Origin of the sequence: Devosia sp. SD17-2 (assembly GCF_029201565.1) — a bacterium.
Classification (GTDB): domain Bacteria; phylum Pseudomonadota; class Alphaproteobacteria; order Rhizobiales; family Devosiaceae; genus Devosia.
On the sequence record NZ_CP104002.1, the window covers coordinates 48707 to 73656 of the forward strand.

26 protein-coding genes are annotated in these 24950 nt (G+C 62.6%); 10 read left to right on the forward strand and 16 right to left on the reverse strand.

All coding sequences use genetic code 11. The annotated features are described in order from the left end of the window. Positions 1 to 220: 220 nt before the first annotated feature. From pheT to rpmI, 5 genes are all read right to left on the reverse strand, one after another. Complete coding sequence (gene pheT, locus NYQ88_RS00220; RefSeq protein ID WP_275652992.1) at positions 221 to 2644, reverse strand: phenylalanine--tRNA ligase subunit beta; 2424 nt, start codon at positions 2642 to 2644, stop codon at positions 221 to 223. Between the two features lie 11 nt (positions 2645 to 2655). Further along, positions 2656 to 3690, reverse strand: a complete 1035-nt coding sequence (locus NYQ88_RS20765; protein ID WP_345774604.1) for an ASCH domain-containing protein — start codon at positions 3688 to 3690, stop codon at positions 2656 to 2658. A 189-nt stretch (positions 3691 to 3879) separates the two neighbouring features. Beyond that, positions 3880 to 5010: a phenylalanine--tRNA ligase subunit alpha gene (gene pheS, locus NYQ88_RS00230; protein ID WP_275652993.1), complete on the reverse strand. Its 1131-nt coding sequence runs from the start codon at positions 5008 to 5010 to the stop codon at positions 3880 to 3882. Between the two features lie 148 nt (positions 5011 to 5158). Beyond that, entirely contained in the window at positions 5159 to 5560 is a 402-nt protein-coding gene (gene rplT, locus NYQ88_RS00235) for a 50S ribosomal protein L20 (protein WP_275652994.1), read from the reverse strand. 19 nt (positions 5561 to 5579) lie between these two features. After that, the gene (gene rpmI, locus NYQ88_RS00240) at positions 5580 to 5780 is read right to left on the reverse strand and encodes a 50S ribosomal protein L35 (protein ID WP_046105910.1); all 201 of its coding nucleotides are present in this window, start codon (positions 5778 to 5780) and stop codon (positions 5580 to 5582) included. 341 nt (positions 5781 to 6121) lie between these two features. Here rpmI and NYQ88_RS00245 point away from each other — a divergent pair, with 341 nt between their 5' ends. After that, entirely contained in the window at positions 6122 to 6436 is a 315-nt protein-coding gene (locus NYQ88_RS00245) for a hypothetical protein (protein ID WP_275652995.1), read from the forward strand. Positions 6437 to 6481: 45 nt separating this feature from the next. On the opposite strand, the gene NYQ88_RS00250 is transcribed toward NYQ88_RS00245, so the two are convergent. Continuing rightward, a complete protein-coding gene (locus tag NYQ88_RS00250; RefSeq protein ID WP_275652996.1) occupies positions 6482 to 7330 on the reverse strand; it encodes a glycosyltransferase family A protein in 849 nt (282 codons plus the stop codon). Positions 7331 to 7472: 142 nt separating this feature from the next. Here NYQ88_RS00250 and NYQ88_RS00255 point away from each other — a divergent pair, with 142 nt between their 5' ends. Both NYQ88_RS00255 and NYQ88_RS00260 read left to right on the forward strand, forming a co-directional pair. Continuing rightward, the gene (locus NYQ88_RS00255; protein ID WP_275652997.1) at positions 7473 to 7892 is read left to right on the forward strand and encodes an Hsp20 family protein; all 420 of its coding nucleotides are present in this window, start codon (positions 7473 to 7475) and stop codon (positions 7890 to 7892) included. Positions 7893 to 7955: 63 nt separating this feature from the next. Then, complete coding sequence (locus NYQ88_RS00260; RefSeq protein ID WP_275652998.1) at positions 7956 to 8240, forward strand: DUF1150 family protein; 285 nt, start codon at positions 7956 to 7958, stop codon at positions 8238 to 8240. A 92-nt stretch (positions 8241 to 8332) separates the two neighbouring features. On the opposite strand, the gene ptsN is transcribed toward NYQ88_RS00260, so the two are convergent. The 7 genes from ptsN to NYQ88_RS00295 form a co-directional block, all read right to left on the reverse strand. After that, positions 8333 to 8800, reverse strand: coding sequence for a PTS IIA-like nitrogen regulatory protein PtsN (gene ptsN / locus NYQ88_RS00265; protein ID WP_275652999.1), 468 nt, complete (start codon positions 8798 to 8800; stop codon positions 8333 to 8335). A 48-nt stretch (positions 8801 to 8848) separates the two neighbouring features. Continuing rightward, the gene (locus NYQ88_RS00270; RefSeq protein ID WP_275653000.1) at positions 8849 to 9424 is read right to left on the reverse strand and encodes an HPF/RaiA family ribosome-associated protein; all 576 of its coding nucleotides are present in this window, start codon (positions 9422 to 9424) and stop codon (positions 8849 to 8851) included. 259 nt (positions 9425 to 9683) lie between these two features. Beyond that, positions 9684 to 11189: an RNA polymerase factor sigma-54 gene (gene rpoN / locus NYQ88_RS00275; RefSeq protein WP_275653001.1), complete on the reverse strand. Its 1506-nt coding sequence runs from the start codon at positions 11187 to 11189 to the stop codon at positions 9684 to 9686. Positions 11190 to 11466: 277 nt separating this feature from the next. Next, positions 11467 to 12228: an LPS export ABC transporter ATP-binding protein gene (lptB, locus tag NYQ88_RS00280; protein ID WP_275653002.1), complete on the reverse strand. Its 762-nt coding sequence runs from the start codon at positions 12226 to 12228 to the stop codon at positions 11467 to 11469. After that, positions 12225 to 12677 (reverse strand): LptA/OstA family protein, encoded by a 453-nt coding sequence (locus NYQ88_RS00285; protein WP_275653003.1) that lies wholly within the window; start codon positions 12675 to 12677, stop codon positions 12225 to 12227. The genes lptB and NYQ88_RS00285 overlap by 4 nt, the downstream gene beginning before the upstream one ends. Further along, the gene (locus tag NYQ88_RS00290) at positions 12674 to 13309 is read right to left on the reverse strand and encodes a hypothetical protein (protein WP_275653004.1); all 636 of its coding nucleotides are present in this window, start codon (positions 13307 to 13309) and stop codon (positions 12674 to 12676) included. The genes NYQ88_RS00285 and NYQ88_RS00290 overlap by 4 nt, the downstream gene beginning before the upstream one ends. An 8-nt stretch (positions 13310 to 13317) precedes the next feature. Further along, positions 13318 to 13932, reverse strand: coding sequence for a ribonuclease D (locus NYQ88_RS00295; protein WP_275653005.1), 615 nt, complete (start codon positions 13930 to 13932; stop codon positions 13318 to 13320). A gap of 208 nt (positions 13933 to 14140) precedes the next feature. Between NYQ88_RS00295 and metK the strand changes: the two genes are divergently transcribed. From metK to NYQ88_RS00310, 3 genes are all read left to right on the forward strand, one after another. Continuing rightward, on the forward strand, positions 14141 to 15397 hold the full coding sequence (gene metK / locus NYQ88_RS00300) for a methionine adenosyltransferase (RefSeq protein ID WP_275653006.1): 1257 nt from the start codon (positions 14141 to 14143) through the stop codon (positions 15395 to 15397). Between the two features lie 81 nt (positions 15398 to 15478). Beyond that, entirely contained in the window at positions 15479 to 16183 is a 705-nt protein-coding gene (trmB, locus tag NYQ88_RS00305) for a tRNA (guanosine(46)-N7)-methyltransferase TrmB (protein WP_275653007.1), read from the forward strand. Between the two features lie 159 nt (positions 16184 to 16342). Further along, a complete protein-coding gene (locus tag NYQ88_RS00310) occupies positions 16343 to 16690 on the forward strand; it encodes a helix-turn-helix domain-containing protein (RefSeq protein WP_275654973.1) in 348 nt (115 codons plus the stop codon). A 104-nt stretch (positions 16691 to 16794) separates the two neighbouring features. On the opposite strand, the gene NYQ88_RS00315 is transcribed toward NYQ88_RS00310, so the two are convergent. Together NYQ88_RS00315 and NYQ88_RS00320 are read right to left on the reverse strand one after the other, a co-directional pair. Then, positions 16795 to 17055: a hypothetical protein gene (locus NYQ88_RS00315; RefSeq protein WP_275653008.1), complete on the reverse strand. Its 261-nt coding sequence runs from the start codon at positions 17053 to 17055 to the stop codon at positions 16795 to 16797. Positions 17056 to 17284: 229 nt separating this feature from the next. Next, complete coding sequence (locus NYQ88_RS00320) at positions 17285 to 17986, reverse strand: alpha/beta hydrolase (RefSeq protein ID WP_275653009.1); 702 nt, start codon at positions 17984 to 17986, stop codon at positions 17285 to 17287. A gap of 156 nt (positions 17987 to 18142) precedes the next feature. Here NYQ88_RS00320 and rimP point away from each other — a divergent pair, with 156 nt between their 5' ends. The 4 genes from rimP to infB are packed head-to-tail and all read left to right on the forward strand — an operon-like array spanning position 18143 to position 23932. Beyond that, complete coding sequence (rimP, locus tag NYQ88_RS00325; RefSeq protein ID WP_275653010.1) at positions 18143 to 18775, forward strand: ribosome maturation factor RimP; 633 nt, start codon at positions 18143 to 18145, stop codon at positions 18773 to 18775. Next, entirely contained in the window at positions 18775 to 20382 is a 1608-nt protein-coding gene (nusA, locus tag NYQ88_RS00330) for a transcription termination factor NusA (protein ID WP_275653011.1), read from the forward strand. Before rimP ends, nusA begins: the two co-directional genes overlap by 1 nt. Before the next feature lie 23 nt (positions 20383 to 20405). Further along, positions 20406 to 21095: an RNA-binding protein gene (locus tag NYQ88_RS00335; RefSeq protein WP_275653012.1), complete on the forward strand. Its 690-nt coding sequence runs from the start codon at positions 20406 to 20408 to the stop codon at positions 21093 to 21095. Between the two features lie 5 nt (positions 21096 to 21100). Then, on the forward strand, positions 21101 to 23932 hold the full coding sequence (gene infB / locus NYQ88_RS00340; protein WP_275653013.1) for a translation initiation factor IF-2: 2832 nt from the start codon (positions 21101 to 21103) through the stop codon (positions 23930 to 23932). A gap of 339 nt (positions 23933 to 24271) precedes the next feature. On the opposite strand, the gene NYQ88_RS00345 is transcribed toward infB, so the two are convergent. Beyond that, positions 24272 to 24901, reverse strand: coding sequence for a L,D-transpeptidase (locus tag NYQ88_RS00345; RefSeq protein WP_275654974.1), 630 nt, complete (start codon positions 24899 to 24901; stop codon positions 24272 to 24274). Positions 24902 to 24950 lie beyond the last annotated feature (49 nt).

Consider the following 24950-nt stretch of genomic DNA (forward strand, 5'->3'; position numbering starts at 1 on the left):
CACGCCTGAATACCCCCTCCCAACCTCACCCTGGAAGGGGGAGGAGCGATTGGGGGCGGGCAGATAGTTGCGGCACACACCGGCCTGACACCTCCCCCTCGAAGGGGGGAAGGTGGGTGGGGGTGAGCTGCCAGAAATCCCCTCACCCGTCTCGCGCTTCGCGCGATCCACCCTCTCCCTCAAGGGGAAAGGGAAGAGGGTGAAGGTGCTGGGGCTGAACTTACTTGCGCAGTTCGCCGCCGGTGGCCTTGGTGACGGCGGCGACGATGGCGGCGGAGACTTTTTCGATGTCTTCGTCGGTCAGCGTCTTGTCGCGCGGCTGCAGGGTCACTTCGATGGCGACGGACTTCTTGCCTTCGCCCACATGTGCGCCCTCAAAGATGTCAAAAATGGTGACGTCCTTGATCAGCGTCTTTTCGGCGCCCTTGGCGGCCTTGAGGATGGTGGCGGCGGTGACCGCGCGGTCCATCACGAAGGCAAAGTCGCGGCTCAAAGGCTGGAACTGGCTGAGAGTCAGCGCCGGCTTGGTCTTGGTGGCCTTCTTGCGCGGCTCGGGGATGGCGTCGAGGTCGATTTCGAAGGCGGCAATGGGGCCTTCGATGTCGAGTTCGGCGGCGAGCGCCGGGTGCAGTTCACCGAACCAGCCGAGCGTGACCTTGGGGCCAAGCGCGATGCGGCCGCCGCGACCCGGATGGCTCCAGGCGGCAGGCTCGGGCAGGATCTGGACCTTTTCGATGTCGACGCCAAGGGAATCGAGCACGGCGGAGAGATCAGCCTTGGCATCCCAGACGGAAACGGCCTGCGGCTTTCCGGACCAGTGGCGACCACAACCGTTGAGCGTGGATGTGCCGGTGCGCACGCCCGAGGCATAGGCGTGCTGGCCCTCAGGCTTGTCCGAGAGGAAGACCTGGCCAACCTCGAACAGGGCCACATCGGCAAAGCCGCGATTGGCGTTGCGGCGTGCGCCGGCGATGATGCCGGGGAGCAGGGACGGGCGCATGTCGGTCATGTCAGCGGCAATGGCATTGGCCAGCTGCCGGTCCTCGGTGCCGCCGCCGAAGCGGGTGGCATCGGCGTTGGAGATGAAGCTCCAGGTGACGACCTCATCGAGTCCGCGCGTCGCCAGCGCCCGGCGGGCAATGCGGCGGCGGTTCTGAATGGTGGTGAGAATGCGCGGGGCAACGTGGTTGAGGCGCGGCAGCGGCTCGACCGGGACGTTGTCGACGCCGACCATGCGCATGACTTCCTCGACGAGGTCAGCCTTCTGCGTCACGTCCGGGCGCCAGGACGGCACCTTTACCTGACGGGTGTCGCCCGAGCCTTCGACGGCAAAGCCGAGGCGGGTGAGGATCGCTTCCACCTCTTCGGGGGTGGAGGTGATGCCGGTGAGGCGCTTGACTTCGGAGAGCGGGAAATCGACGACCGTGTTCGGAAAGACGTCTTCGCCCGAGATTGCCGGTTCCATGGCTTCGCCGCCGCAGAGCTCGAGGACGAGGCGGGTGGCGAGCTCCAGACCGGGTTCGGTCAGGGCCGGATCGACATTGCGCTCGAGGCGATAACGGGCATCCGAGACAATGCCGGTCTTGCGGCCGGACTGGGCGATGAGATCGGGATCCCAGGACGCGCATTCCATCAGAACATTGACGGTCTCTTCGGTGACGCCCGAGCGGATGCCGCCCATGATGCCGCCAAGGCAGAGCGGGCCCTTGTCGTCGGCGATGACGGTCATGGTCTCGTCGAGCGTATAGATCTTGTTGTCGAGCGCGTCGAACTCTTCGCCCCGCGCATTGCGCAGCACCATTGTGCCTTCGACCTTGTCGGCATCATAAGCGTGGAGCGGACGGCCCCAGCCGAGCGAGACGAGATTGGTGATGTCGACAATGGTGTTGATGGGGCGCAGGCCCACAGCGCGCAGGCGTGCCTGCAGCCACTCGGGCGAGGGGCCGTTCTTGACATTGGCGATGTAGCGGCCGGCGAATTTGCGGATCGCCTTGGGCGCGCCTTCGGCGAACTGGTGCGGCAGGGCCGGGATCGGGCTCGGGCCGGTGGACGGCACGGGCGAGAAATCGGTCTTTTTCAGTGTGCCGAGGCCGAAGGCGGCGAGATCGCGCGCCACGCCATAGACGCCGGTCGCGTCACCCCGGTTTGGCGTGATGGAGATGTCGAAGACGACGCCATTGATGCCGGCATAGTCGACATATTTGGCGCCGATCGGGGCGTCTTCCGGCAGCTCGATAATACCGTCGTGGTCGTTGGAGAGTTCGAGCTCGGCGGCCGAGCAGAGCATGCCATTGGAGGGGGCGCCGCGAATGACAACGCCACCCTTCAACTCAAAATCCTTGCCGGGAATATAGGTGCCGGGGAAGGCGAAGACGGACTTGAGGCCAGTGCGGGCATTGGGCGCGCCGCAGACCACGTCGATCAATTCACCGGTGCCGGCATCGACCTTGCAGATATTGAGGTGGTCGGAATTGGGATGGGGCGTGGCCGAGACCACATGAGCCACCACAAACTTCTCGAGCGCCTTGCCCTGGCTTTCAATGCCTTCCACTTCAAGGCCGATCATGGTCAGCGCCTTGCCGATTTCCTCGGGCGAAGCCTGGGTATCGAGATGCTCATGGAGCCAATCAAGCGTGAATTTCATGTTTCTGGACCTTAACGGAAGTCACTTTTGCTGCCGGTAACAGGCGGCAGCGCGGACGAAAGTTGAAAGAGTTCAACCAGGACATTGGCGAAGCCGCGGGCATCGTCGATGGCTCGGTGGGTATGGGGGATATGGCCGTAGAACTCGGCGGGCAGCTTGCTCATGCCCCAATCGAGATAGGGCGCGCCGCGCAGGGTTCCGGCCATGGTGTAAAGGCAGACGCCGCCACCGCGAAAAATCTGACGGCTCTTGAAGGGGCCGGATAGGACGCGGGTGCCGGCATATTCATCGAGATAATGGTCCATCCAGAGACCATCAAAGATCATCGGGGCGGCTGCGAAGACTTTCGGGCCGGGCAGGCTTTCGACCCAATCGGCAAAGCGGGGCATGACGATGGCCGGGTCTTCGGCGCCTTCGGTGGCCGCCTTCCAGGCGTCGGGCTGGGTGGCCCACCAGGCCATGGTGGTTTCGTTGGTGGTGCGATCCGGTCGCGGTTTCAGGACCGCCTCGAACTCTCCATGGCGCGTACCATCGGCGGTGATCGCCACCGAGGCAAAGCTCAGCATGGAATTGTGCAGCGGGGTGGGGCCGTCCGATTCGATATCGGTGACGATGAAGATCGGGCTGGCGACGCGGTTATAAACCTCACGACCGGCGGGCAGGACGCTCACCAGTTTGAAGGTTTCGCAGGCGATCTCCATGTCGGGCGCAAAACCGCCATTGCGGGCGAAATAGGCTTCGTGGCCGGCGCGCCATTCGGCATAGGGGCTTTCGCCTTCAAGATCGGTGAAGGCGGGGGTGATCTCGGTGAACTTGCGGGTTTCGACCGAGACGGTCTCGATGATGCAGGCCTCTTCGCCGGCGCCATTGAGGACGATGTCCTGTCGGCCGACTTCAGGCATGGGCTCCTTGCCCGGACCAAAATCGCGAAGCGCGCCGCAGGTGGCGGTCTTCTTACCGGCAAGGACGAGCGCGAGCAGGCGATCGGCGAGATCGGGAGAGTCACCGAAGGCGAAGCGGACTTTTGTGTCTGATGATGCCGTCATTGGGCGACACTCTCTTCACGAACATTGCACGGCCTCCCTCCCCCTTGTGGGGAGGGATTGAGGGTGGGGGTGAGCCCCACGGATAGAGTCTGCGGAGTCATACCCCCACCCTTGGCGCTGCGCGTCGTCCCTTCCCACAGGGGGAGGGAGACGTCGGAACCGATGGGTTGAGGGGCGCGGACAGCATTGTTAGCTCGACAGGCCGCCGAAGAGGGTGGGGAGGTCGAGGGGCCGGAAGCCGTAGTGCTCGATCCAGCGCTGGTCGGCGTCGAAGAAGGCGCGCAGGTCGGGCATGCCGTATTTGAGCATGGCGAGGCGGTCGATGCCGGCGCCGAAGGCAAAGCCCTGGTAGACGTCGGGGTCGAGGCCGGCTTCACGCAGGACATTGGGGTGAACCATGCCGCAGCCCAAAATTTCGAGCCAGTCATTGCCTTCGCCGATCTTCACTTCCGATCCGGAGCGATCGCACTGGACGTCCACTTCCATGGAGGGCTCGGTGAAGGGGAAGAAGCTGGGGCGGAAGCGCAGGGTAACGTTGGGCACCTCGAAGAAGGCTTTCAAAAATTCTTCAAGAACCCACCGCAGCTGGCCGATGTGGCTCGACTTGTCGATGACGAGACCTTCCACCTGATGGAACATCGGGGTGTGGGTCTGGTCGCTGTCATTGCGATAGGTGCGGCCGGGCACGACGACGCGGATCGGCGGATCCTGCGGCGGGGTGAGGTAGGAGGCGGCCGGCTTTTCATTGGTCTGCTTCATGACGCGGACCTGCACCGGGGAGGTGTGGGTGCGCAGGACCTTTTTCACGCCGTCCGGGCCGGGCTTCATGAAGAAGGTGTCATGCATTTCACGCGCGGGGTGACCCTCGGGGAAGTTCAGCGCGGTGAAATTGTAATAGTCGGTCTCGATATCGGGCCCTTCGGAGATGGAAAAACCCATGTCCGAGAAGATGGCGGTGATTTCGTCGATGGTCTGGGAAATCGGGTGGATACGGCCGCGCGCGGTAGGCGCAGGCGGCAGTGGCAGGGTGATATCGACGGTCTCGGCCTTGAGGCGCGCTTCGAGCGCTGCGGCCTTGAGTTCGGCGCTGCGCGCTTCGATCAGCCCGGCGATCTCGACCTTGAGGCCGTTGATGGCGGGACCGGCCGATTTGCGCTCTTCGGGAGCCATGGTGCCGAGCGTGCCCAGCAATGCCGAGACGGAGCCCTTCTTGCCCAGGGCGGCGACGCGGACGCTATCCAGCGCGGCTTCGTTTTCGGCGGCGGCAATGGCAGCCGACAAGTCGGTGCGCAGGGTGTCGATCTGGGTATCCAAAGACATCGTAATTCTCAACTCGGACGGGCTGGCGCGGTTAGAGCAAACAAAAACGCCCCGCACCAGCCCTGACGGGCGGCGCAAGGCGCAATTTTGACCTCAGCAAAGCAGAGGAATGGTCCACCAGGCGCCCCTTGCGGGGCACCGGCAGGCTTTAGGCAGTGACGCGGGCGTGGGTCGTGGTCTCGATGGACTCGAGATAAGCCAGCGATGCCTTGGCCTTGGCGACCAGAGCGCCGAACGCTTCGGGCTGGGTGATCGCGAGATCGCTCAGCACCTTACGGTCGACTGCAACCTCGGCCTTGATGAGGCCGTCAATAAAGCGACCATAGGTCAGACCGTATTCACGGACGGCAGCGTTGATACGCTGGATCCACAGAGCGCGGAAATTGCGCTTCTTGTTACGACGGTCGCGATACGCATACTGATTGGCCTTTTCGACGGCCTGCTTAGCAATACGGATCGTAGACTTACGACGGCCATAATAGCCCTCGGCGGCCTTCAAGACCTTCTTGTGACGGGCGTGGGCGGTTACGCCTCTTTTTACGCGTGCCATTTATTCGTGTCCTTCCAGCTTAACGGTTGTACGGCATGTACCACTTCACCAGACCCTCGTCGCCCTTGGACAGGATCTTGGTGCCGCGGTTGGTGCGGATGTACTTTGCGTTGTGGCTGATAAGGCGGTGGCGCTTGCCGGCAACGCCGGCCTTCACCTTGCCGGTTGCGGTGAAGCTGAAACGCTTCTTTGCACCGGACTTGGTCTTCATCTTTGGCATTTTGCGGGTCCTTATTGGTCTGAACAGGTTCTTGCGAACCCATCGCTTTCAAAGACCGCCACGGCATGCCTTTTGGCCGGGCGATCCGGAGAAGTGGGCTCTATAGGACCAATTGGGCAAGGTGGCAAGGGGCGTGAGGGCGGGCCGGGCCGGAGGACAAACTTCGCGCGTTACGCAGCGCCGGGATTATCGGTTTTCGATGATCTGCTCAAAAATGAGTGTTCCAGATTTCCGAACGTTAATGAAACTTTGTGCCGCCTCCAAGCGTCTTTCCTCCATGCCTGACGATGTCGGGCCAACAAATTCACGCCCCTCATCACATCCCTCATGGAGTAAGAAAAATGCGCTTTGCCAAGACTTTTGCTATCGCCGCCCTCGTTGCCGCCTCTGCTGCCGGCGTTGCCCAGGCCAGCCCCTACAATGCCAATGTGTCGTTCGACGCGCTCAACGACGCCTATTTCGCCACCGTGCTGAAGGTCAATCCGGCCGAGGCTCGCTCGCTGTCGGTTGATGTCGATGTGTCCTCGCTGCAGAACCAGATCAAGAACAACCCGTTCCTTGCTCGCACCATCATGGACCAGGGCTTTACGCTTGATCAGATCGTCGGCATCGACAGCGACACCAATGGCGCGGCTGTCACGCTCTACGCGCTCTAAGAGCAACAGACACGAACAACAGGGCGGCCTTCGGGTCGCCCTTTTTTATTGCGGGCGGGCAGTGGCCAGCATTGGCTCGATATGGTCCTCAAAAAGCAGGCCCGGCTGTGCGGCGAGGGCGGCGCCATAGAGGGCCTCTGCCTCAAGGGAAATCCTGAGAAAACCGGCAAGGCCGTCGACGTCCTCGGCGCCGAGCCCGTAATGGCCGGCCTCAAGGCGGGCCAGGATCTCGTGCTTGGAGGCAATCATGCCGGAGGTGACGTCGGTCTTGTTGCTCATCGAGCCCTCGCGCTTGATGTAGTCATGGAGCGGCGTGCCCAGATGCAGCGAGGCGGGGGCGGTGCGGTAAAGCTGGAGCAGGAATTCGAGGTCGGTCATGTTGCTCATGGTGGCATCGAACCGGCCGTCGCAGCGGCGGCGATCCCAGACCACCTGCGCATCCATGGAAAGGTTCACCCACTTGTGCTCGCCTGGGGTGAGGACGCGATCGGGGCCGTCGCCGACATGGCGGAGATGGACAAAATCGGTGGTCATGACATCGAGCGCGCTCGAAACGATGGCATGGTCGGCCAGACCCGCCAGCGCCAGGGCAAGCTTTTGGGGCTTCATCCGGTCGTCGGCGTCGAGAATGGCGGCAAATGGCGTGCCGAGCGCTTCGAGGGCGACATTGCGGGTGACGGAGGCGCCGCGACCGACGCCGCCGCTGGTCAAGAAGCGCTGACGGGGATCAGCGAGGCCCGCTTCAGCGAGAAATTTTTCATAGTCGTCGCCGTCGTCGGCAATGATCCAGTGCTGCCAGTCTGAATGGGTCTGGGCAAGCACGCTCGCGACCGTCGCCGGAAGCGTATCCTTGGCCTTGTAGGCCGGGGTGACGATGGCGATTGTGGTGCTCATGGGCGGCAAATCCATTGTGGGGCAAAAGGTTCGGATGACTTGAACCAGACGGTGGGCTGTCCCATATCTGTGGCAGGTCACCGGTGCCACTGCAATCGGGTCGGTGACTGCGGACGTTGCTTGGATAGACAAGGACGGCTTTATGTCGCGAATATCGGTGTTTTCGGCACCTTTCCTGCTCGGGTTTGACAGCTTCGAAGAGCGGATCGACCGGTTGGCCCGGTCCGCGGATGGCTATCCGCCCTATAATATCGAGCGCAGTCCGGGTGCGGATGGCGCAGAGCAGTTCCTGATCTCCATAGCCGTAGCCGGATTTGCCCAGGCAGAGCTCGAAATTGTCCATGAGGACAACCAGATCACCGTCCGGGGAAAGCAGAAGGATGAGCCGGGACGCCAGTTCCTGCACCGTGGCATTGCAGCCCGACAATTCCAGCGCAGTTTTCTGCTGGCCGATGGAATGATCGTGAAGGATGCAACTTTAGGCCATGGGATGCTCGTTATTACCCTTGAGCGCCCCCAGGCGCCCAAGACCGCCCGCCGCATAGAGATACGCTCGCTTTAGTTTCGATTTTGCCGGTGGCCCCGGCGGCGAGCCCAACAACAAATTCAGGAAAGGGCCAAGACGATGATGGATAGACGCAGTTCCGACAACACAGCTGAGAATGTGCATCCGCTCAAGCTTCTGACCCCGGCCCAGTTCGCGGCCCTTGGCGGCAGCGCCGTCGCCTATGTCAAGCCGGTCTCGGGCCTGGTTCTCTCGACCATGATCAGCGACGCCGAGTTCAACGAAACCGAGGAATACCAGCTGGTCATGTCCGCCGACGGCACGCCGCTGATGGTGGCTGACACCGCCGATGCCGTCAGCGAATGGCTGGGCGACAAGAGCCTCGGGCTGGCAACGCTGCACTGAACACGACCCGGCAGGATTGCCGAGCGAAAGAAACACGAAAGCCCCGGGGCATGGCCGCGGGGCTTTTTCACGTTTCTGGGGCCATCGCAGGATCAGGCGGCGTAATTGCCTTCGAGCGGCTGGGAGAGAATGGCGTAAAGCCGTTCTGCTTCCGTCTCGTGGCGCAGCTGATCGATGATGTCCTCGGTGCGCAGCATGCGCGCAACGCTGGAAAGGGCCTTGAGATGGTCTGCACCGGCGCCGACCGGCGCCAGCAGCATCATCACCAGATCGACTGCCTGATCGTCGACAGCGTCGAAATCGATCGGGTGGTCCAGTCGGGCAAACACGGCAACGACACCCTTGAGGCCAGCGAGCTTGCCATGAGGGATAGCAATACCATTGCCCAGACCAGTCGAGCCAAGTTCCTCGCGGCCAACGATGGCCGCAAGGATGTCTGTCCGATCAAGACCGGTCAATTCTGCCGACTTGTCAGCAAGCAGTTCGAAGAGCTGGCGCTTTGAAGTCATGCCCGTGCAAGTCAGCACGGCGTGCTTTGCCAGGATATCGGACAATTCCATTAATCTTGCCTTGATCTCTATTGATCTAGAGTGCGGCGACCGGATCGCTCAATTGGCGCCGAGGGCGGGGTCAATCCAGCCAATATTGCCGTCGGAGCGGCGGTAGACCACATTCAGCCCGCCATGTCCAGCGTGACGGAAGATCACAACCTGGCTACCGGTCAGATCGAGCTCCATGACAGCCTCCTCAACGCTTAGGGAACGCAGGTTTTTCGTGGTCTCGGCGATGACCGGCGGGGCGTAGTCCTCGTCGAGCTCATCGAGGTCATCACTCGAGCCGAAAACGGTATATTGGGCCGGAATGCCGTCGCCATTGCCGTTGGCGCCGCGCGGGTGCTGCTTGAGCCGGCGGTTGTAGCGGCGCAGGCGTTTCTCGATGTTGACCGCCATGACTTCATAGGCGCTGGTGGCGTCGCCGCCCAGCGCACTGGCCTGAAGGGTGGTGCCAGAATCGAGATGGACAACACAATCGGCCCGGAAACCGATCCCATCAGGGGAGAGGGTCAGATGCCCGTCATAGCCACCGGAAAAATACTTTCCGACAACACCATCGAGGTGGTCCTGCGCTTTCCCACGCAGGGCATCACCGACATCCATATTCTTTCCCGAAACGCGCAACGTCATGGCTTGTTCTTCCTTTCGGTCGTTTGGCGACGCGATTGGGTCCCGAAAGCCGTTCCCGGTGTTTCGGGATCACGCCTGCCAGCTCCATACATATGTGGAACCGGTAGAGGTGATGCTAGCCCCACCCCGCTCCGGGGGCAATGCGCAAAGGGACAGGGTGTCCCCCGGCGCAGGTCGCGTCGGAAAGGCAACGCCGGACGCGCGCGGTGGTTTCCGGAGGGAGCGTGAAAAATCGTTTCCTGAAAAGGGCTTGCCAAGCTCAAGCGAGGGCTTCGAGGCTCTTTTTCTGGCGCCGCCGAATGACCGATGAGGGGATATTCATGCCCTCACGGTATTTTGCCACGGTGCGGCGCGCGACATCGATGCCCTGCTCCTTGCGCAGGATCTCGGCAATCGTGTCGTCGGAGAGGATGTCCTTGATCGATTCGGCGTCGATCAGCTGCTTGATGCGATGGCGCACCGCCTCAGCCGAATGATCGCCACCGCCGTCGCTCGAGGAGATGGCCGTGGTGAAGAAATACTTCATTTCATAAAGGCCGCGCGGCGTGGCCATGTATTTATTGGCGGTGACGCGGCTGACGGTGGATTCGTGCATCTCGATTTCCTCGGCCACCATTTTAAGCGTCATCGGCTTCAAATGGGCGACGCCGTGTGTGAGGAAACCATCCTGCTGGCGCACAATCTCGGCGGCGACCTTGGTGATGGTCTGGGCACGCTGGTCGAGGCTCTTGGTAAGCCAATTGGCAGTGGCAAGACAATCGGAAAGAAAAGTCTTTTCCGCGCCACGGGTCTTCTTGCTGACCGTGGCGTAATAGCTGCGATTGAGCAGAACGCGCGGCAGGACATCTGAATTGAGTTCGATCTGCCAGCTGCCATCGGGACCGGTGCGCACGAAAACATCGGGGACAATGGTTTCAACGGGATCGCTCTCGAAGGCGAGGCCGGGACGGGGATCGAGCCGCCGCAGTTCGGCCAGCATGTCCATCAGGTCTTCGCGGTCGCAGCCGACGGCCTTGAGCAGGCCGGCCATGTTGTGGGCGGCCAGAAGGTCGAGATTGTCGAGCAGGCGCTGCATTATCGGATCGAGCCGGTCGCGCTCGGCCAGCTGCATGCCGAGGCATTCGGAAACAGTGCGGGCAAAGACGCCGACGGGATCGCACCCCCGCAGGGCGCCGAGAACGGCTTCCACATCGGCCAGCTCGGCGCCGAGCAGTTCGGCAATATCGGTGAGTTCGACGGCGAGATAGCCGGCCTCGTTGAGCCCATTGATCAGATGCAGCGCAATCAGGCGATCGGACTGGGTGCGCAGGATCATCTGGGCCTGGGTTTCGAGATGATCGGAGAGGCGCGGACGGCTGGCAATAAACTGATCGAGATCGGGCGCTTCACTGCCCTCGAAACTGCCATTTCGATCCGGACCGGACGACTGGCCGAGGTCCTGGGAGCTTTCATCCGGGAAGACATTTTCCACCGCAGTATCGAGCCCACCGGCAATCTCGCCGGCGTCCGGGATCTGCTCGCTGCCCTGGGCGACGATGCCGTCATAGGCGTCGCCGATTTCAGCGGTTTCAACGACGGGAGCGGGTTCGGCGGCTTCGCTGCCCCCATCCTCGCGTTCGAGCAGGGGATTGCGGAGCAATTCTTCGTCGATGAACGTGCTGAGTTCGAGATGGCTCAACTGCAGCAGCTTTATTGACTGCATCAATTGCGGCGTCAGGGTGAGGCTCTGCGCCTGGCGGAATTCGAGCCGCGGCGAAAGCGCCATGTGTTTCAACCCCTTGCATCAGACGCACTGCCAAAGATTTCGGCAATTTTCGCGCGCAAGATGGCGCAATTCGGCGCAGAGGGCAAGGGTTGGAGCAAGTATCGTGCCAGTTGGGGAAAGATGGGTTTTGTGGGAGCGGCAGGATCTTAGGGAGGGAGCACTCTTAGGTCGGTGGCTCTCGCCCCCCACCCAGCGCCACTAGGGCCTAACGGCCTAGCTCTGCCACCCTCCCCACGAGGGGAGGGAGGGGCCGGTGGGTGAGGCACACACCTAAATGCTAAAATTCGAAATTTTCGCCGAGGTAGACGCGGCGGGCGTCGGGGTTGTTGGAAATGGTTTCGGGCTTGCCCTGGATCATCACCTTGCCGCCGTGGATGACATAGGCGCGATCGACGAGGCCGAGGGTTTCGCGGACGGCGTGGTCGGTGATGAGGACACCAATGCCGCGCTGGGTGAGCTGGCGGACGAGGCCTTTCACTTCGGCGACGGCGATGGGATCGACACCGGCAAAGGGTTCGTCGAGCAACATGAAAAGAGGATCGGCGGCCAGAGCCCGGGCAATCTCGACGCGGCGGCGCTCGCCACCGGAGAGGGCGAGGGCGTTGGATTTGGCCAGATGGGAGATGGAGAATTCTTCGAGCAGGGATTTCAGGCGCTGCTTGCGCTCGGCCTTGTTGCGTACCGTGTTCTCGAGAATGGCAAGAATATTGTCGGAGACACTCATGCCGCGGAAAATCGACGGTTCCTGGGGCAGATAGCCGATGCCGAGCTGGCCGCGCTGGAAGAGGGGCAGGCGCGTGATGTCATTGCCATCGAGCTGGATCTGGCCGGCGTCGGGGCGGACCAGACCCATGATCATGGTGAAGACGGTCGTCTTGCCCGCGCCATTTGGGCCAAGCAGGCCCACCGCCTCGCCACGGCGGACCGCGAGGGAAACTTCGCGCACCACTTCGCGCTTGCCATAGCGTTTGGCGAGGCCATGGGCGACGAGCCAGCCGCGTGGATCAAGACGCGGGCGGGAAGTGGTCTCTTCGGTCATTGCGCGGTGAATACCCCGGTGACCCGGCCGCCAGAGGCGGCGGTGAAGGTGGAGACGCCGGTGCCCAGATTGACCACCAGCTCGCCCGCCTTGATGCGGCCGCTGGTGTTGACCACCTCGACATTGCCGGTGAGGCGGAGGGTCTGGGAGCCCGGGGTAAAGACGGCGCGCTCGCCGGTCGCTTCCTGGTCCGAGGTTTTCAGGCGTACGGCGCCGGTGGCTTCAAAGGAGCGGATATCGCTGGTGCCGCCCTCGCCATAGGTGGCGACGACTTTTGGCGCCCAGACGGTGACGCTGGGATGGGTGACGACGACTGAGCCGGTGAAGACCGCCTCGCGGCTATCCTCGGCGACGGTGAAGAGATCGGCGGAGATTTCCACCTGCTGCTGGGCGAAGGCGGGCGCGGCGCAGGCGAGCAGGGCAAGAGCGAGCAGAACAGTCCGCATCATGGCATTTCCTCTCCAGGGGTGGCGGGCAGGGTGACAATCGCGCGGGCGAATGTCCAGATGCGGGCATCGGCATCAAAGACCAGGGTTTCGGCACGGATGGCGGTGCCATCGGCATAATCGATGACGACCGGGCCAGAGGTGGTAAGGGTCTGGGACGGCCAGTCGAACTCGGCGTTTTCGAGGGTACCGGTGGTGCCGGTCGAGTCGGCGATCTCGGTGATGCCCGCGGCGATGACTTTTTCGCGCAGGGCATCGAGTTCGGCGCTTGTGGCGCTGGCCTGCATCTGTACCCCATCGGGACGATTGAGCACGATGCTGGCATTTCCGAGGCCAATGAGGTCGGTATTGGTGGTGGCGGCGCGGGCGAGATCGGCGGTGACCCGATAGGACGAGCCATCCTCGAGCACGCCGGCATATTCGGGCGCTTCGACGGTGATCGCGTCCGGGGTTACGACGATCTGGCCGATGCCATAGCGATTGCCGAGGCTGGAAAGATAGATCTGGGCGAGAAGACCCACGAGGGTCGCCGCGCCCAGGAGGGGCACACCGAGCCGCAGGGCCGCCACCAGCCGATTGCGGCGGCGGAGACGGCCATAGAGCGTGTCGCGGTCATAAGTGCCGGTTGCGGTCATCGCAGGGTTCAGCTGTGGGCGAAGATGTCGGTTTCGTCCCAGCCCAGAAGATCGAGTGCACAGCGCGTCTTGAGGAATTCAAAGCAGGATTGGGCGATTTCCATCCGATCCTCGCGCTTGAGCATGCGATCGAGATGGCGCTTGAGGTCGTGCAGATAGAGAACGTCGGACGCGGCATAGTCGAGCTGGGCATCGGTAAGCTTGTCGGCGCCCCAGTCCGAGCTCTGCTGCTGCTTGGACAGATCGACATTGAGCAGTTCGCGCACAAGATCCTTCAATCCGTGGCGATCGGTGTAGGTGCGCACGAGGCGCGAGGCGATCTTGGTGCAGTAGATCGGGCCGGTGACGACGCCGAAACGGTTCTGCAGCGCGGCCACGTCAAAGCGCGCGTAGTGGAAAATCTTGGTAACGCCCGGATCGGACAGAAGCTTGACCAGATTGGGGGCTTCGTTGACGTCCTTGGGGATCTGGACGATGTCGGCGCTGCCATCGCCGGGCGAGAGCTGGACGACGCACAGCCGGTCGCGATGGGGATTGAGTCCCATGGTTTCGGTATCGATCGCGACCTCGCGGCTATAATTGCTGAGGTTTGGCAGATCGCCGCGATGCAGTCTGATGGTCATAATTACTCCCGGTCTCGGCTCGCAAACTTCCTTCGCACAGCAAAGGGGCGATGGGAAGGCGGCGTATCCGGGCAAGAATTGCTCAACCTTGCGCGCAGATCATATCAAGCTTTCTTTATATCCTCCTTGACCCAAGACCCCTTGAGTGCGACAAACCCCCATTATGAGGCCCTTTTAGGCCATTTTTGACAGTCTGAGGAATTCTGGCGTGGCGCGCTCTTCCTATCTCTTTACGTCCGAATCTGTTTCCGAAGGCCATCCGGACAAGGTCTGCGACCGGATTTCGGATGAGATCGTCGACCTGATTTTCCGCGAGGCCAAGAAGGTCGGCATGGACCCGGCGCAGGTGCGTATCGCCTGCGAAACCCTGGCCACGACCAATCGCGTCATCATCGCCGGCGAAGTGCGGGTGCCCGAGACGCTGCTCAAGCGCGGCAAGGACGGCCAGATCGTGACCGACGCCGCCGGCGCGCCGGTGGTCAACCCCTCCAAGTTCAAGTCGGCGGCCCGCAAGGCAATCCGCGCCATTGGCTATGAGCAGTCGGGCTTTCACTGGAAGAGCTGCAAGATCGACGTGCTGCTGCACGGCCAGTCGGCCGATATCGCGCAGGGTGTCGATGAAGCGGGCAACAAGGATGTGGGCGCTGGCGACCAGGGCATCATGTTCGGCTATGCCAGCCGGGAAACCCCCGAATTGCTGCCGGCTCCGATCTATTACGCACACAAGATTCTCGAGACGCTGACCGAGGCCCGCAAGGCCAATAATGGTCCGGCTGGCCAGCTCGGCCCCGATGCCAAGAGCCAGGTGACTGTGCGCTACGAAGAGGGCAAGCCGGTCGGCGTGACCCAGATCGTGCTCTCGACCCAGCATCTGGATGAAAACCTGACCTCGGCCGACGTCCGCGAAATCGTCGAGCCCTATGTGCGCCAGGCCCTGCCGGAAGGCTGGATCACCGACGAGACCGTCTGGCACGTCAATCCGACCGGCAAGTTTGTCGTCGGTGGGCCGGATGGCGATGCGGGCCTCACCGGCCGCAAGATCATCGTGGACACTTATGGTGGCGCCGCGCCGCATGGCGGCGGCGCGTTCTCGGGCAAGGATCCGACCAAGGTCGACCGTTCGGCGGCCTATGCGGCGCGCTATCTCGCCAAGAATGTGGTGGCGGCAGGTCTGGCCGATCGCGCCACGATCCAGCTTTCCTATGCCATCGGCGTTGCCGAGCCGCTGTCGATCTATGTCGACCTGCACGGCACCGGCAAGGTGGACGAGGCCAAGCTCGAAAAGGCGCTCGGCGAAGTGATGGATCTCACCCCGCGCGGCATTCGCAGCCATCTCGATCTCAACAAGCCGATCTACGCAAAAACCTCGGCCTATGGCCATTTTGGCCGCAAGCCGGGCCGGGACGGTTCCTTCTCCTGGGAGAAGATCGATCTCGTCAAGGCCCTCAAGGCCGCCGTCGCCTGACCCTTTTCCGGCATTGACCCGGGGCCTCTTTTCCGCAAAAGGCGGGATGGAGGCCCCTTTTTTGTTTCGCAGCGAGCGAGAATGACCGAACACGAACTGCCAAAAACCCGCTCGGGCGAACCGCGCGCCTTCTTCGGACGCCGTTCCGGCAAGAAGCTGCATGACGGCCAGCAGGCCATTGTCGACACCACGCTGCCGGAAGTGGAGATCAAGCTTGAGGGCAAGCTTGACCCGAAAAGCGTGTTCCCCGGCGCACAGCGCATCGTGGTCGAAATCGGCTATGGCGGCGGCGAGCATCTGGCGCGCAAGGCGGCAGAAGAGCCCGACACCGGCTTTATCGGCTGCGAAGTCTATACCGGCGGCATCGGCAAGATGGTGCAGGCCATCGACGCACGCGGGCTGACCAATGTGCGGCTCTTTACCGACGACGCGCTCAAGCTCCTGATGGCGCTGCCGGATGCGAGCCTCGATGCCGTCTATCTGCTCTATCCCGATCCGTGGCCGAAGACGCGCCACCACAAGCGGCGCTTTGTGTCGCCGACGACGCTGGCCGAGCTGGCGCGGGTGATCCGTCCGGGTGGCACCTTCTATTTTGCGACCGATATCGAAGATTATGCGGACTGGACGCTGGCTCACATTGTGCGGGCGCCCGAATTTGCCTTCGAGCCGGAGGCTCCAGGCAGCTGGCATCAGCCTTATCCGGGCTGGCAGCCGACGCGCTATGAGCAGAAGGCCCGCCGCGAGGGTCGGATGATCAGCTTTTACTTCGGCTTCAGGCGCCGCTAAACTCGGGCGGCGGACCAGCCTGACACGGGCGGCCCGCTTTCATGAGGCTCCAGGCCTTTATCTCGTCGCCGGCCGCCCCATATCGGGAAGCACTGTCCATTTATTGGAGTGAAGCCTGTGCCCGTCTCGACGCTTCCCGCCGACCATCATCGCAATGACATGCTGGCCGTGCGGCCGGGAAAGTGGACGCTGGTGGTGATCGCCGAATTGCGGGACGGGACCTTGCGGTTCAGCGAGCTGCGCCGGGCGATGGGCGGCGTCTCGCAAAAATCCCTGACAACGACGCTGCGCGATCTCGAACGGGACGGCTTCATATCGCGCCGGGCCTATCCCACCATTCCGCCGCGCGTCGACTATATGCTGACCGCGCTGGGGCTCGAGCTGCTCGCGCTGGCCGATGGCTGGCGCCAGTTTGCCACGCAGAACCGCAAGGCGGTGGAAACGGCACGGCAGCGCTTCGACAGCCACCACGGCCAGTTCACCTTCGACACCGAAAACGACGAATAGGGCATTTCTGGTGCTGAACGGTCAGCTCCAGAAATACCCTATGATCCGTGGCAGGCAGGATCGGACGCCGCCGGGAGGAACGGCGGCGCCGAAACAGCTACACATTAGAGGCTGACAGGGGTCAGCGTGTCATTGCTGAAAAACTGCATCGTCTTGGTGCCGTCTTCCAGGGTGACATAGGCGCGGACCAGATCGCCCCATTCTTCGACAGCCGAGGCCTTCACGCCCTGGTCATTGAGAAGGGAGATGATGGTGTTGTTGTCAAAGGACGAGTCACTGGTCAGCGACTGGGCGGCGAATGCGGGAGAAGCAGCGCCGACGAGAGTAGCGGCAGTGACAAGGGCGATGATTGTGTTCTTGACCATTTGAGTGTTCCTTTCGTTTTGAACACTCTGCAAATGAGAACGCAGGGGAAATTCAACAAGTGCGGTTTATCGAACAATCCGTTCTTGAAATCGGCATGTTGAAACCTAAAGTTTCATAAATGTAATCAAGGACTTATGAGGTGACTCAGTTTCCTTTTGGACGCTGAGGAACCCCCACGTGACCGGCCTGAAGCCTGACGTCTACAGCATGACTGGGGCGCAATAAGACCTAGCTGCGCAACCAGTCGAGAATGGCCGTCGCCGTCTCTGCCGGCTTCTCGAGCGGCACGAGATGGCCGGCGCCCTCGATGAGTGTCAGCCTGGCGCCTGGAACGGCTTCGGCAATCTGGCGCGCCCCATCCACGCCTGTCACCTGGTCGGCGCTGCCGACGATGACAGCAGTGGGAATGGCGAGCGTGGGGAGAAGCGGACGCGAATCGGTGCGGGCGAGTATGGCCCGCTGCTGGGCGATATAGGTCTGGGCGCCTGTGTCGCGCGCCATGGTCAAGTGGGCAGACCGCAAAGCCACATCGTCAACATTGTCCGGATGGACGGTATTGGGAAAATTGGCACCGGCGACACTGTCGAACTTTCCGCCTGCCGCCAGGGCCATCACGCGGCCCCGGTTGTCGGCCTGTTCGGCGGTGTCGGGTCGGGCCATGGTGGCAAGGCAGCAGAGCCGGCTCACCCGCGCGGGCGCCTGGCGCAGGATTTCAAAGGCGATATAGCCGCCCATGGAAAACCCCAGCAGGGCAAAGCGGGGCGGCGCTTGGGCCAGGATGGCGGCGGCGATATCGGCCATGGTGTCACCGCGCCGATGATTGACCAGCGTCACCGTGGTTTGCTCCCAAAGGGCCGGCAGGAGCGGAACAAAGGCGCGTTCGGTACAATTAAGCCCGGGGATGAGCAGCAGCGGATCGGGGTGAAGCAAGGCGAAAAGGTCCGGTCTGGCAGAAGAAAGACTGCCGAGGAGCAGCCGACTTGCGATTTGGCGTCATTGGCGCTATATGTCCATCAACATCTCTAGCATTCTTGCTGAGTGGGAGCCGACCGGCCCCGCTCTTTTTTGTTTATCCGGGACCCTGCTTTGGCTTTCGACCTTACCGAAAAGCGCTATATCAAGGAAACCGGGCTCGAGGCGCGCGTTTCTCGCATCGTCGAGCCGGTGGCCAATGACCTTGGCTATTCCCTTGTGCGCATCAAGATCACGCCGGAGAACGGCTGTACGCTGCAGATCATGGCTGAAGACGCCAATGGGCGCTTCAACATCACCGACTGCGAGAAGCTCTCGCATGATCTGTCGCCCGTGCTCGACGTGGAAGATCCGATCGACCGCGAATATCACCTCGAAGTGTCTTCGCCAGGCATCGACCGCCCGCTGGTGCGCCGTCGTGACTATGAGCGCTTTATTGGCCACGAGGCCAAGATCGAGCTCTCCGACATGATCAATGGCCGCAAGCGTTTCCGCGGCGATATCAAGTCGACCGACGCGGACAGCGTGACCATCACCCTGCCGGACGCGCCGGGTGGCACCGATCCCGATCATCGCCTGCTGTTCGTCAATATTGCCGAAGCCAAGCTGGTGATGACCGACAAGCTTATGGATGCAGCCCGGGCCGACCAGGAACTGCACCCGATCGACGACGACGAGACCGAGACGGTCGAATATGCCGTCGCCGATAATGACGACGACGACAATCTCTCCGAGGAGACGAAATAATGGCCGTTAGCGCGAACCGACTCGAGCTGTTGCAGATCGCAGACGCCGTGGCCCGCGAGAAGTCGATCGACCGCATGGTCGTGATCGAGGCCATGCAGGATGCCATGGAAAAGGCCGCCAAGGGCCGCTATGGCGCCGAGACCGAAATCAAGGTCGAGATCAACCCGCGCACCGGCGAAACCCGCATGTGGCGCCTGCTCGAGATCGTCGAGACCGTCGAGGAAGTCAGCCGCCAGGTCGACCTCAAGCTCGCGCAGACGAAGTCGCCGCAGGCCAAGATCGGTGACTTCCTCACCGAGCCGCTGCCGCCGATGGAATTCGGCCGTATCGCCGCCCAGTCGGCCAAGCAGGTCATCGTGCAGAAGGTGCGCGATGCCGAGCGCGACCGCATGTTCGAAGAATATTTCGGCCGCATCGGCGAAATCGTCAACGGCACCGTCAAGCGCGTCGAATATGGCAATGTGATCGTCGATCTGGGCCGTGGCGAAGCCATCATGCGCCGCGACGAGCTGATCCCGCGCGAAATGTTCCGCTACGGCGACCGCGTGCGTGCCTATATCTATGACGTGCGTCGCGAACAGCGCGGTCCGCAGATTTTCCTCTCGCGCACCCATCCGCAGTTCATGGCGAAGCTCTTCATGCAGGAAGTGCCCGAGATCTACGATGGTGTCATCACCATCCGCTCGATCGCCCGTGACCCGGGTTCGCGCGCCAAGATCGCCGTCACCTCCTCGGATAGCTCGATCGACCCGGTCGGCGCCTGCGTTGGTATGCGTGGTAGCCGTGTGCAGGCCGTCGTGGCCGAGCTGCAGGGCGAAAAGATCGACATCATTCCGTGGACCGACACCATTGCCGATCTCGTGGTTTCGGCGCTGCAGCCGGCCGATGTCGCCAAGGTGGTTCTCGACGAGCAGGCCGAGCGCATTGAAGTCGTGGTTCCCGATGAGCAGCTGTCGCTGGCCATCGGCCGTCGCGGCCAGAACGTGCGCCTCGCCTCGCAGCTGATCGGCTGGGATATCGATATCCTGACCGAGCAGGAAGAAAGCGAACGCCGCCACAAGGAATTCACGGAACGCTCGACCCTGTTCATGCAGGCTCTCGACGTCGACGAGATGGTTGCCCAGCTCCTGGCTTCCGAAGGCTTCTCCTCGGTCGAGGAACTGGCCTATATCGAGGCGAACGAAATCGCCACGATCGAAGGCTTCGACGAGGAAACAGCCGGCGAGATCCAGAACCGCGCCAGCGAATATCTGGCCGAGATCGAGCGCAAGTTCGACGAAGAGCGCATCGCGCTGGGCGTCGAGGAAGACCTTTACGAAATTCCGGGCCTCAACGCCGCCATGCTGGCAGCCCTGGGCAAGGACGATATCAAGTCGGTGGAAGATTTCGCCGGCTGCGCCGCTGACGATCTCGTTGGCTGGACCGAACGCAAGGATGGTGAGACCAAGCGCTATGAGGGGACCTTCAAGGACTTCCCCGTGAGCCGTGAAGACGCCGAGGACATGATCATGCACGCCCGTATCAAGGCCGGGTGGATCACAGCCGAGGAAGAACCGGCGGAAGTCGAAGGCGACGACGACGGGCAAACCGAGGAGGAGGCGGTCTGAGGACCGCCTACCTGGAGCCTGCCGTGACCCGGCGCGCTGAAATCACCAGGATGTGTGCACTCACCCGGCAGGAATTGCCGAGTGAGGATCTCATCCGCTTTGTCCTCGGGCCCGATGGAAGCATCGTGCCGGATACGGACGCACGCGCCGAAGGGCGCGGCGTCTGGATCACGCTCAGCCATGCGAGCGTCGCCGAAGCGGTCAAGAAGAAGGCGTTCGCACGCAGCCTCAAGGAACAGGTCGAGGTCCCCGCCGACCTCGCCGATCTCACCCAATTGCGTCTCGAGCAGAGGCTGGCGTCTGCGCTGGGCATGGCCCGCAAGGCCGGACAGTTCACCACGGGCGCCACCAAGGTGCGCTCCTGCATCGAAGCAAACCAGATCCTGGCGCTGCTCACCGCCACGGACGCGGCCGAAGACGGCCGCAACAAAATGCTGGGGGCTCTGCGCGCCCTCAATTATGCCCGGAAAGACGGCGACGTCGCCGGACCGCAGGTGCCCCATTTCGAATTGCTCTCAAGCACGCAATTGGGTTTGGCACTTGGACTAGAAAATGTGATACATGCTGCCCTCATGAACGGGGCGGCAGCCCAATCGGCGGTGCAAAAGGCCAGACGACTGGCTCGATACATCGCCCCTCCGCAGGACCAAGACGCCGACCGCACAGCGGTAAATGGCGTGCTTTTGTCCGTGGATCAGGACGAAAGACGATAGGAAGTATGGCTGATAACGACGACAAGCGTTCCGACGATTCCGGCGCCAAGAAGACCCTGAGCCTCAAGGGCGGCCCGGGCCTGGGCAATCGCCCCGGCACGTCGCGCGGTCCGTCGCGCTCGACAGTGGTGGTTGAAAAGCGCACTCGCGTAGTGCCCAAGCCGAATGCTCCGAGCGGGGCAGGCGGACGTCCGGGTACACCTGGCGGCCCGAGCGGCCGTCCGGGCCAGGGCCGTCCGGCCCAGAACCAGCAGCGCGCTCCGCTTGGCCTGTCGGCTGCGGAAGCCGAGGCCCGCCGTCAGGCGCTGGCCATGGCCGGCGCTCGCATGGCCGAAGACAAGGAGCGGTTTGCTGCCGACGAGGCACGCCGCATCGAAGAAGATAACCGCCGCCGGCAGATCCGTGAGGAAGCCGCGCGTCAGGAAGAAGAACGCCGCCAGGCCGAGGAAGCCCGCCGGGCTGCCGAGAACACTGTATCTGAAGCCCCGGCAAGCGCCCCGGCTGAAGAGGCCCGTCCGGCTGCCAGCCAGACGCGTGAAGACGCCGTTCCGGCCAGCCAGCGCAATCCCGGTCCGCGCGACGTTCGCGTGGTTGCCGGCCGTCCTGGCCAGCAGAACCGCCCGCAGCGCGCCGAGCGCCCGAGCAATACACGTCCGCCCGATGGCGAACGCCCCGCTGGCGGCCGTCCCGCCAACACCCGCCCGGCCGGTTCGACCGGCACGCGGCCTGCCGGCACCGGCAACACCCGCCCCACTGGCGAGCGTCGTCCGGTTGGTGCAGGCATGGCGCCGATCGGCAATGTGCCGCCGGCTCCACCGAGCGAGGCCGATGGCCGTCGCGTTCGTACCGGTGCACCCCAGGTGCGTCCGACCAGCGAAGCGGAACTGGAAAATGCCCGTCGCGCAAGCCGCGCCCAGCCCGAACGGCCGACACGTCGGGCCGATAACGGTGCTTCGCGCGGTCGCCTGACGGTTTCGACCGCCACCACCGAGAACGATCGCGATCGCGGTCCGTCGCTGGCGGCCATGAAGCGTCGTCGCGACAAGAAGATGGGCCGCAACCAGCAGGATGCGCCCAAGCTGAGCCGCGAAGTGATCATTCCGGAAATCATCACGGTCGGCGAACTCGCCAACCGTATGGCCGAACGGTCCGTTACCGTGATCAAGATGCTCATGCAGCAGGGCCAGATGGTCAAGATCACCGACGCGATCGATGCCGACACCGCCGAACTGATCGCGACCGAACTCGGTCACACGGTGAAGCGCGTTTCGGACGCGGACGTGGAAGAAGGCCTGTTCGACATCGCTTCGGACGACAAGGCCGAGGATCTGACCGATCGTGCGCCGGTTGTGACCATCATGGGTCACGTCGACCACGGCAAGACCTCGCTGCTCGACGCGCTCCGCAATGCCAATGTCGTTTCGGGCGAAGCCGGTGGCATCACCCAGCACATCGGCGCCTACCAGGTCGAAAAGAACGGTGCCAAGATCACCTTCCTCGATACGCCGGGCCACGAAGCCTTTACGGCTATGCGTGCCCGCGGTGCCCAGGCGACCGACATCGCCATCCTCGTGGTGGCGTCGGACGACAGCGTGATGCCGCAGACGATCGAATCCATCAAGCACGCCAAGGCGGCTAATGTTCCGATCATCGTGGCCATCACCAAGATGGACAAGCCGGCCGCTGACCCGATAAAGGTTCGCACCGAGCTGCTGCAGCACGAAGTGTTTGTGGAATCCATGGGCGGTGACGTGCTGGACGTCGAACTCTCGGCCAAGACCGGTCAGGGCCTCGACAAGCTGCTCGAAACCATCCTGCTGCAGGCCGAAGTTCTCGAGCTCAAGGTTGCTCGTGACGGTCGCGCCGAAGGTCAGGTCATTGAAGCCAAGCTCGATCGCGGTCGCGGTCCGGTGGCAACGGTGCTGGTCCAGCGCGGTACGCTCAAGGTTGGCGACATCGTCGTCGCCGGTACCGAGTTTGCCCGTGTTCGCGCCCTCATCAACGACAAGGGTGATCAGGTCAAGGAAGCCGGCCCGTCCGTGCCGGTGGAAGTCCTCGGCTTCAACGGCGTGCCGAGTGCAGGCGATCGCTTCTCGGTCGTCGAGACCGATGCGCGTGCCCGTGAAGTCACCGAATACCGTCAGCGCGCCATCCGCGAGAAGACGGCGGGTGGCGGTGCGACCAGCCTCGAGCAGATGATGAACCAGCTCAAGATCGCCGGGATCTCGAAGTTCCCGCTGATCATCAAGGGCGACGTGCAGGGCTCGGTCGAAGCCATCGTGGCTTCGCTCAACAAGCTCTCCACCGACGAAGTGTCGGCACAGATCCTCTACTCGGGCGTTGGTGGTATCACCGAGTCCGACGTGACCCTGGCCGCGGCTTCCAATGCGATTGTCATGGGCTTCAACGTCCGTGCCAACAAGCAGGCCCAGGAACTGGCGAGCCGTGACGGCATCGAAATCCGCTACTACAACATCATTTACAACCTCATCGAGGATGTGAAGGGTGCCATGAGCGGCCTTCTGGCGCCGGAACGTCGCGAAACCTTCATCGGCTACGCTTCGATCAAGGAAGTCTTCCAGATCACCAAGGTCGGCAAGGTTGCTGGCTGTCAGGTCACCGAAGGCCTCGTCGAACGCGGTGCCGGCGTGCGCCTGCTGCGCGACAACGTCGTTATCCACGAAGGCAAGCTCAAGACGCTCAAGCGCTTCAAGGATGAGGTCAAGGAAGTTCAGGTCGGCCAGGAATGTGGTATGGCCTTCGAGAACTACGAAGACATCCGCGCTGGCGACGTCATCGAATGTTTCCGCGTGGAAACAGTGCAGCGTACGCTCTAAGCGGACCGCACATCACAAAATCGGAAAGGGGCGTGGCGCGAGCCGCGCCCTTTTTGTTTGCATCCACGCAGCCGCCGGGCGCCCCCAGAACGGCGCTTCTCGACAAACAAAGGGTTGGGAGCCCGGAGCCGGACACCGGGCGCTGGCGAACGCCAGGCAGGCGCAGAGGCCAAAACGGTCCTGTCGATGATCCCGACGACCGAGCACGCCCATTGCGTTTTCAGGACTGAAAATCGGCCATAGAAAAAGGCCTGCCCCTTCCGGAAGCAGGCCTTTTGATGCCGGTGGCGGGTGACTACGGTAAAAAAACCGACGCCGCCGGCAATTCCGGAATTTCAATCAGGCGTTGATCACCGTGACGCGGGCACCGACGGGCACGCGGGCATAGAGATCGATGATGTCCTGGTTCATCAGGCGAATGCAGCCAGAGGACACATTGGTGCCGATCGTATAGGGCTCGGTGGTGCCATGGATGCGGAACAGGGTATCGGCGCCGTTGCGGTAGAGATAGAGCGCACGCGGACCGAGCGGATTGGTCGGGCCTGGCTCCATGCCGCCGGCATAGGGGCCGTAGCGCTCTGGCTCACGGGCAATCATCGACTTGGTCGGGGTCCAGCGCGGCCAGGCAGCCTTGCGGCCGATAGTGGCATTGCCACGGAACACCAGCGCTTCATCCTTGCCTACACCGATGCCATAGCGCAGGGCGCGACCGCCCTCCATGACGAGGTAGAGGTAATGCGCGGGGGTGTCGACCACGAGCGTACCGGGACGCTCATCGGTGAAATAGGGCACTTCCTGGCGCCACCACTGCGGATCAACGCGGCGCAGATCCATGGCGGCGATAGGATGGGGCTCCCCCAGAACCGGCCCATACATGCGCAGGTAATAGGGATCGATCGTGGGCTCCTGCACGACAGGCTGGCGAGTTGAGGAGCAGGCGGCCAGAGCGACGGCGGGCAGGCCTATCATGAACAGACGGCGGGAGATCAAGTCAGTCCTCGGGGGGTGCGTTGCGCGA